This is a genomic window from Brevundimonas sp. (assembly GCF_036405315.1).
Taxonomy (GTDB): Bacteria; Pseudomonadota; Alphaproteobacteria; order Caulobacterales; family Caulobacteraceae; genus Brevundimonas.
The window spans coordinates 1-7,443 of sequence record NZ_DASWXW010000092.1; the positions used below are offsets into that span (position 1 = coordinate 1).

Annotated in this window: 9 protein-coding genes; 4 read left to right on the forward strand and 5 right to left on the reverse strand. The window is 68.9% G+C overall.

All coding sequences use genetic code 11. The features are described 5' to 3' along the window. The 3 genes from VGE49_RS05755 to VGE49_RS05765 all read right to left on the reverse strand — a co-directional run. On the reverse strand, window positions 1–441 hold a 441-nt coding region (locus VGE49_RS05755), incomplete at its 3' end, for an indole-3-glycerol phosphate synthase TrpC (protein WP_331033607.1). Beyond that, entirely contained in the window at window positions 438–1,478 is a 1,041-nt protein-coding gene (trpD, locus tag VGE49_RS05760; protein WP_331033608.1) for an anthranilate phosphoribosyltransferase, read from the reverse strand. The genes VGE49_RS05755 and trpD, both read right to left, overlap by 4 nt. Window positions 1,479–1,480: 2 nt before the next feature. Continuing rightward, entirely contained in the window at window positions 1,481–2,071 is a 591-nt protein-coding gene (locus VGE49_RS05765; protein ID WP_331033609.1) for an anthranilate synthase component II, read from the reverse strand. Between the two features lie 109 nt (window positions 2,072–2,180). Here VGE49_RS05765 and VGE49_RS05770 point away from each other — a divergent pair, with 109 nt between their 5' ends. After that, window positions 2,181–2,369, forward strand: coding sequence for a hypothetical protein (locus VGE49_RS05770; RefSeq protein ID WP_331033610.1), 189 nt, complete (start codon window positions 2,181–2,183; stop codon window positions 2,367–2,369). Here the strand turns inward: VGE49_RS05770 and trpE are convergent. Further along, window positions 2,366–3,907 (reverse strand): anthranilate synthase component I, encoded by a 1,542-nt coding sequence (gene trpE, locus VGE49_RS05775; protein WP_331033611.1) that lies wholly within the window; start codon window positions 3,905–3,907, stop codon window positions 2,366–2,368. The two genes, VGE49_RS05770 and trpE, sit on opposite strands and share 4 nt — an antisense overlap. Next, the gene (locus VGE49_RS05780) at window positions 3,904–5,829 is read right to left on the reverse strand and encodes a SurA N-terminal domain-containing protein (RefSeq protein ID WP_331033612.1); all 1,926 of its coding nucleotides are present in this window, start codon (window positions 5,827–5,829) and stop codon (window positions 3,904–3,906) included. Before VGE49_RS05780 ends, trpE begins: the two co-directional genes overlap by 4 nt. Before the next feature lie 129 nt (window positions 5,830–5,958). Here VGE49_RS05780 and tpiA point away from each other — a divergent pair, with 129 nt between their 5' ends. The 3 genes from tpiA to VGE49_RS05795 all read left to right on the forward strand — a co-directional run. Continuing rightward, a complete protein-coding gene (gene tpiA, locus VGE49_RS05785) occupies window positions 5,959–6,708 on the forward strand; it encodes a triose-phosphate isomerase (RefSeq protein ID WP_331033613.1) in 750 nt (249 codons plus the stop codon). A 107-nt stretch (window positions 6,709–6,815) separates the two neighbouring features. Further along, window positions 6,816–7,235, forward strand: coding sequence for a preprotein translocase subunit SecG (secG, locus tag VGE49_RS05790; RefSeq protein WP_331033614.1), 420 nt, complete (start codon window positions 6,816–6,818; stop codon window positions 7,233–7,235). A 121-nt stretch (window positions 7,236–7,356) separates the two neighbouring features. Next, a partial coding sequence (locus tag VGE49_RS05795) for a hypothetical protein (protein WP_331033615.1) occupies window positions 7,357–7,443 on the forward strand: 87 nt, incomplete at its 3' end.

A 7,443-nucleotide genomic window follows, 5' to 3' on the forward strand; every position in this document is an offset into this window, starting at 1 on the left:
GGCCAGGATGATGAGGATGCAGTCGGCGCCCAGGGCGCGGCTCTCGGCCACCTGCCAGGGATCGACCAGGAAGTCCTTGCGCAGGCAGGGCAGGGCGACCGCGTCGCGGGCGGCGGCCAGGAAGGCGTCGTCGCCCTGGAAGCTGGGGCCGTCGGTCAGGACGGACAGGCACGCAGCGCCGCCGCGCTCATAGGCTTTGGCGAGTGCGGGCGGGTCGAAGTCGGCGCGGATCAGGCCCTTGGACGGGCTGGCCTTCTTGATCTCGGCGATCAGGGCGGGGCGGCCGGTGTCCTCGGCGACGCGCTCCAGGGCGGCGCGGAAGCCGCGCAGGGCCGAGGCCTGGGCGGCGAGGGCCTCGATGGCGTCCTGAGAGGTCGCAGCCTTGCGGGCGGCGACTTCGTCACGCTTGTAAGCGGCGATCTTCGCCAGAACGTCGGTCATGCGGCCTCGTCAGGTTCGATAGGGGTGTTGGTGACGCGCACCAGGGTTTCCAGCGCGGCGGCGGCGCGACCGTCGTCGATGACGGCGACGGCCAGTTCGGCCCCTTCACGCAGATCGACGGCGCGATCGGCCACCACCAGGGCGGCGGCGGCGTTCAGCACGACGATGTCACGATAGGGCCCAAGCTTGCCGGCCAGCAGGGCCTTCAGCGCCGCCGCATTGTATTCGGCGTCGCCGCCGCGCAGGTCTTCGAGCGTCGCCAGAGGCAGTCCGGCGTCGGCGGGCGCGACAGTGAAGCGGTGGACGGCGCCGTCCTTCCACTCGGCCACCTCGGTGGGACCTGTGGTGGTCAGCTCGTCCAGACCCTGACCGTGGACGGTCCAGGCGCGGCGCGCGCCGAGGCGGCCTAGCACCTCGGCCAGAGGCTCCAGCAGGGCGGGATCATAGACGCCCATGACCTGACGCGTCGCATGGGCCGGATTACAAAGCGGCCCGAGAAGATTGAAAACCGTGCGGAAACCGATCTCGGCGCGCACCGGGCCGACGTGGCGCATGGCCCCGTGATAGGTTGGGGCGAACAGGAAGGCGATGCCGGCCTGATCCAGGGCGCGGGCCTGTTGCGGGATGGTGGCGTCGAGGTTGACGCCCAGCGCCGCCAGGACGTCGGATGAGCCGGATTTGGAGCTGATGGCGCGGTTGCCGTGTTTGGCGACCTTGAGCCCGGCGCCCGCCAGGACGAAAGCGGCCGCTGTCGAGACGTTATAGGTGTGCTGGCCGTCGCCGCCGGTGCCGCAGGTGTCGATCACTTCGTCGAAGGGGTGATCCAGCGACAGGGCGGCGTCGCGCATGGCGGTGGCGAAGGCGACGATTTCGTCCGCCGTCTCGCCGCGGATGCGCAGGGCGGTGACGGCGGCGGCGACCTGTGACGGGGTCGGCTCGCCGCGCAAGCAGGCGGAGAAGAAGGCGTGAGCTTCATCCGGCGTCAGGACGCGCCCGTCCACCAGCTTGGCCAGCAGAGGCTTGAAACCGTCGGCCATGATCAGACCGTCGTCCGACGCTTGACGCCCGCCAGATCGAGGAAGTTGGCGATCATGTCGTGGCCGTGCTCGGTGGCGATGGATTCCGGGTGGAACTGAACGCCGTGGATCGGCCGGATGCGGTGGGCCAGCCCCATGATCTCGCCGTCAGCGGTCCAGGCGGTGACTTCCAGCTCGTCCGGCAGGGTCTCGCGGCGCACGGCCAGGGAGTGGTAGCGGGTGGCGGTGAAGGGCGAAGGGAGGCCCTTGAACAGGCTGCGGCCCTCATGCTCGATCGGCGAGGTCTTGCCGTGCATCAGGGTCTTGGCGCGGACCACCTCGCCGCCAAACGCCTGGCCGATGGCCTGATGGCCCAGGCAGACGCCGAAGATGGGCATGTCCAGCGGCGCGGTCGTGATCAGCGGCAGGCAGATGCCGGCCTGATCGGGCGCGCAGGGGCCGGGCGACAGCAGCACGGCCTCGGGTTTCAGCGCCCAGGCTTCGTCCACCGTCAGGTCGTCGTTGCGGACGACGTGCGTCTGCGCGCCCAACTCCGCGAGGTAGTGGACGAGGTTGTAGGTAAAGCTGTCGTAGTTATCGACGACGAGGATCATGGCAGGCTACTTAGGATGGGAGGGAGGACGCGCCAAGCGAAGGCGTGATGAAAGCGGACGTTAAGCTGTCCGCGCGATACAGGAGCATCGCCATCGGAAGAAATCCGTCTTGACCCGCCTAGAAGCCATCCACGACGCCCAGGCCCTGCTGAGCGAGCCGCCAATCGAACAGCCGAAACCGCTGCGCCTGCTGGCGGCGGCGGCCTTCGCCGCGACGGCGGCTGTGATGCTGGCGGGGACCATGGTCGTGGGCCCCGGCGTGTCGTTCGACCAGGGTTCCACGGTTTCCAATCCTTAGATCTTGCCGTCGGCGCCCTGGCCGCGAGTGGTTGCGGTGAATCGCCACGCGTCCTCGGCCGCCTTCATCGGAGCGCGCGCCTTGGCCAGGGTTTCGGCGTATTCGGCCGCAGGGTCGCTGTCGGCGACGACGCCGGCCCCGGCCTGAACGAAGATCTTGTTCTGGGCGAACATGGCGGTGCGCAGGACGATGCAGATGTCCGCCTCGCCATTGGCCGAGATATAGCCCACGCCGCCGCCGTAGCCGACGCCGCGTTTCTCGGTTTCCAGTTCGTCGATGATCTCCATGGCCCGGACCTTGGGCGCGCCGGACAGGGTGCCGGCGGGCAGGGCGGCCAGAAGCGTGTCCACGGCGTCCAGCTTGGGATCGGCTGCGCCGTGCACGTTGGAGACGATGTGCATGACCTGGCTGTAGCGTTCGACGACGAAGCTCTCCGTCACCTCGACCGAGCCGGGCGACGAGACCCGGCCCACGTCGTTGCGCCCCAGGTCCAGCAGCATCAGATGCTCCGCACGTTCCTTGGGATCAGCCAGAAGCTCGGCCTCCAGGGCCTTGTCGGCCTCTGGCGTGACGCCGCGCGGGCGGGTGCCGGCGAGGGGGCGGATGGTGACGCGACCGTCTTTCAGTCGGACCAGGATTTCCGGGCTGGACCCGGCCAGCTGGAAGTCCACGTAGTCGAGGAAGAAGAGATAGGGCGACGGATTGCCCCGACGCAGCGATCGATAGAAGGCGAACGGGTCCTGGCTCCAGGGCGCCGAGAAGCGGTGGGCCAGCACGACCTGGAAGATGTCGCCGGCGGTAATGTAGTCCTTGGCCTTGGCGACCATGGCGTCGAACCCGGCGGCGTCGACCGGCGAGCGGAAGTCGGGAGCCGGAACCGGCGCAGCCTCGCGCTGGATCGGCAGGGGGCCGCGCAGGCGGTCCTCGAAGTCGTCCAGGCGGGCGATGGCGGCGTCAAAGGCTGTATCCGCATCGACGCCGCTGTCGGGATAGGCGGCGGCGATCAGGACGATCTCGTGCTTCACCGAGTCGAAGATGGCGACCAGCGACGGGCGCGCCATGACGGCGTCGGGCAGGTTCAGCGGGTCGGGGTTGGCCGGGCCAAGCGGCTCCAGCAGCCGCACCATGTCGTAGCCGAAAACGCCGAACAGGCCGGCGGCCATGGGCGGCAGGTCGTCGGGCAGGTCGAACTTCGTCGCCGCGATCAGGGCGCGAAGGGACTCCAGCGCGGGCCGATCTTCGGGCGTGAAACGGTCGGCCAGAACGGCCTCGCCGCGCGCGACCTCGGCCTTGCCGTCGCGGCAGCGCCAGACGACGTCGGGGGCCAGTGTGACGATCGAGTAGCGGCCGTTGACCGCGCCGCCTTCGACCGACTCCAGCAGGCTGGCGTAGGGCCGCCCGTGGCCGACCTTGAGGAAGGCCGAGACGGGCGTCTCCAGGTCGTCGATCAGGCGACGAACGACGACCTGGGGGCGGCCTGAGGTCAGGCTCGAGACAAACGCGACGCGTTCAGCTTCCTGTCCGACGCCTGCGCTCATTTCTTGGTGGGGGCGGCCGGAGCCGCCGGAGCGGCTGCGGGAGCCTCGACGCCCAGCGCAACCAGAGCGGCGGCCGGGTCATTCTTGGCCTTCATCCGCGCGGCGGCGGCGGTAAAGCTCTGCTCGACCATGGCGTTGGCCATCGCCTGGGTCAGGCGCGGACGAACCTGCTCGACCAGCGGCGCGGCCAGGGCCGGGACGGCGCCGTGAATGGCGTCGACATGGCCGACAACGAAGCTGGCTTCAGACTGGGCGCCGGTGAAGACCTGACCCTTGCCCTGACCGAACAGGCCGCGCAGTACGCCTTCGCCCAGTTGGGTCTGGCTGTCCCGGCTCTGTTGCACGGCCGTGCGTGTGGTCAGTTGAGCGCCGGCCGAAGCGGCCACCTTGGCGATGTCCTCGCCGGCGCGGACGCGACCGGCCAGTTCCTCGGCCTTGGCGGACAGACGGCGGGCGTTCTCACGCAGGGTCCATTGCTGGGCCAGCGGCGCGCGGACTTCGGCCAGGGTCGGCAGCGAAGCGGGACGGATGTCGTCGACGCGGACCGCGAAATACTGGCCTTCGCCGGCGTCGATGATCTCGCTCTCGCCGCCCTTGGACAGGGCGTAGGCCGACTCGAAGATCTGGCGCGGCGCGTTCAGCGGCTGACCGTCGGGCAGGCGGCCGTCGGCGGTGAAGGGCGGCAGTTGCACCAGGCGCGCGCCGACCGACTGGGCGGCGTCGGCCAGGTTTTTGCCTTCCTGGCGGGCCTTCTCGTATTTCTCGACCTTGGCGTAGGTCTCGCCCTTGGCGTCTTCAGCGCGCAGCTCCTGAACCAGGGCGCCGCGGACGCTTTCCAGCGTGGCCGGCGCACCGGCGGTGACAGCCGTCACCTTGGCGACGGTGAAGCCGAGGCGGCCCTGGATCGGGTTGGAGACCTGATTGGCGGGCAGGGCGAAGACGGCGGCGCCGACGGCCGGGTCGCCCAGGGCGCTTTGCGGCGTGTCGACATAGTTGCCGGGCTCGATCTTGTTGGCGGCGGCGACCTGGGCCGGCGTCTGACCGGCGCGCAGGGCGGCGGCGATGCGATCGGCGGTTTGCTTGTCCGGCGCGGTCAGCGTGACGAAGGTGCGCTTTTCAGCACTCGACAGGGCGGCCTTGCGGAACTCGAAGCGTTCGCGGATGCGCTCCTCGCTGATCGGCGCCGGTTGGCTGTTCGGAGCCGAGTTGAACAGCACGATCGAGATCATACGGAATTCGGGGCGGCGCAGCTGGGCGGCGTTCTCGTTGAGGAAGGCGGTCAGCTGGGCGTCGGTCGGAGCGGCGGCCGAGCCAGCCATCGCCTGGGTCACGGTGAACCAGCGGCCGTCGCGCGTTTCCAGCGCCTGACCGGCCAGAAGCGCGCCATAGATGCGCGGCACGCGCGCGCCGGCGAAGACGCCTGCGCCGAACTGACCGGCGACATACTGGTCACGCAGGTCCTGCTCCAGCATTTCCGAGGTCATGCCCTGGGCGGCCAGGGCCTGTTCATAGCGATCCTGATCGAACTGACCCGTCACCTGGTTGAAGAAGGCCGGGATCTGGCGAATCTGCTTCAGCACCAGTTCCTTGCCGGGGCGGATGCCGGCGTTCCAGGCCCAGGCGAGGAAGCCCAGGCGCTGCGTCTGGCTTTCCAGATACTGGGTATGGATGTTTTCCTTGATCATGTCGTCGAACGACACGGGACGACCGGCCTGTTCCTGCAGATTGGCGCGGACGCGCTCGAAATCGCCGCGGAACTGCTGGGCGCCGACGCTGCGGTCGCCCGCGTCGATGACGTGCTTGGGCCCGAAGCTGGAGAAGACGTCCGACTGCGCGCCCACGATAAGGAAGCTGAGGATCAGCAGGGCGAACAGGCCCGCAGCCCATTTCGATTTGGCGAAGTTGCGGAACAGCGAGATCATCTACAGAACCTGACGAGGGCCGGCGTCGAAAGGGCGCCACGCTCGCCTATAAGGGCAGTCCCTAGGGCGCCGCAAGCCGACGCATGGCGACATCTTGGCTTCGGCGCGAGCGGCGCCTAAAGAGACCTCATGAAACAATCTGTGAAGCTGGTCGCCGGCAACTGGAAAATGAACGGTCTGGGCGCGAGCCTGGGCGAGGCTGAAGCTCTGGCGAAAGCCTTGCAGGAACAGGCTGCGGCCTGTCGAGTGGCCCTGTGCCCGCCCGCGACGCTGATCGAGCGGATGGCGCGCGCCCTGGCGGGCGGCCCGGTCGAACTGGGCGGTCAGGACTGCCACGCTGAAGTTTCGGGCGCATTCACTGGATCGGTGTCCGCCGCCATGCTGGGCGACGCCGGCGCGTCCCTGGTGATTCTCGGCCACTCTGAACGCCGCGCCGGATTCGGCGAGACTGACGCCGACGTCGTCGCCAAGGTCGAGGCCGCCCTGGCCGCCGGTCTGGAGCCGATCATCTGCATTGGGGAGACTCTGGCCCAGCGTGAAGCCGGGCAGGCGGTCGAGGTCGTCAGCCGTCAGGTGGCGGGGTCGCTGCCGTCGTCGCTGTCGGGCAAGGCTTTCGCGGTCGCCTATGAGCCGGTCTGGGCCATCGGCACCGGCCTGACGCCGACGCTGGAGCAGATCGAGGAAGTCCACGCCGCCGTGCGCGCGGCCATGATCGCCAAGCTGGGCGAGGGCGGTCGCGTCGCACCGATCCTATATGGCGGCTCGGTCAAGCCGTCGAACGCGGCTGAAATCCTGGCCGTGGCCGAGGTTGGCGGCGCCCTGGTCGGCGGCGCATCGCTGAAGGCCGAGGATTTCCTGGGCATCATTCGCGCCGCGTAGGCGTCACGATTTGCCGTCCCAGTTCGTTCGGCGTTTGCCCCGGTCCCGCATCGGTGTTAGACGCCGCCGCTTGATCGGCGCATCTGCGCGCCCACATGATTGACACCATGCTCCAGACCATCTTGCTCGTCGCCATGATCCTGATCTCGGTCGCTCTGACGGCCGTGATCCTGCTGCAACGTTCCGAGGGCGGCGCCTTGGGCATGGGCGGAGGCCCTTCGGGCTTCATGACTGCGCGCGGTGCGGGCAACCTGCTGACGCGGGCCACGTCGATTCTGGCGATAGCCTTCTTCGTCTGCGCCATCAGCCTGACCATCGCCGGCAACTTCGCTCGCGGTTCGCGTTCGGTCATCGACGCCGACGCCGTGGGCGCCATCGCGGTGGGCAATGAGCAGCAGACGGCTCCGGCCGAGCAACCGGCCCCGACGCCGGCCGCGCCGGCAGCCCCGTCGCTGGACGATCTGGAAGCCAGCCTCCCCGCCGCTTCCGCCCCGGCTCCGGCGCAGACTCCCGCACCGGCGCAGTAAGCCGCCGACAGCTACGAAGTCCCCGAAAGCGCGCCGCAGGGCGCGCTTTCTTCTTTTGTTCAACAGATGTTTTGCGTCGGGCCATGCTCCCGCCGCGAATCATGGAGTAAGGTGTCCGCCCATGGCTCGCTATGTGTTCATCACCGGCGGCGTGGTTTCCTCGCTAGGAAAAGGCCTCGCCTCCGCCGCTCTCGGCGCTCTTTTGCAG

What these genes read in the sequence shown, in the direction of transcription:
- trpD (WP_331033608.1), bottom strand. Translation starts at nt 1,478, where the DNA reads ATGGCCGACGGTTTCAAGCCTCTGCTGGCCAAGCTGGTGGACGGGCGC.
- VGE49_RS05765 (WP_331033609.1), bottom strand. Translation starts at nt 2,071, where the DNA reads ATGATCCTCGTCGTCGATAACTACGACAGCTTTACCTACAACCTCGTC.
- trpE (WP_331033611.1), bottom strand. Translation starts at nt 3,907, where the DNA reads ATGAGCGCAGGCGTCGGACAGGAAGCTGAACGCGTCGCGTTTGTCTCG.
- VGE49_RS05780 (WP_331033612.1), bottom strand. Translation starts at nt 5,829, where the DNA reads ATGATCTCGCTGTTCCGCAACTTCGCCAAATCGAAATGGGCTGCGGGC.
- tpiA (WP_331033613.1), top strand. Translation starts at nt 5,959, where the DNA reads ATGAAACAATCTGTGAAGCTGGTCGCCGGCAACTGGAAAATGAACGGT.
- secG (WP_331033614.1), top strand. Translation starts at nt 6,816, where the DNA reads ATGCTCCAGACCATCTTGCTCGTCGCCATGATCCTGATCTCGGTCGCT.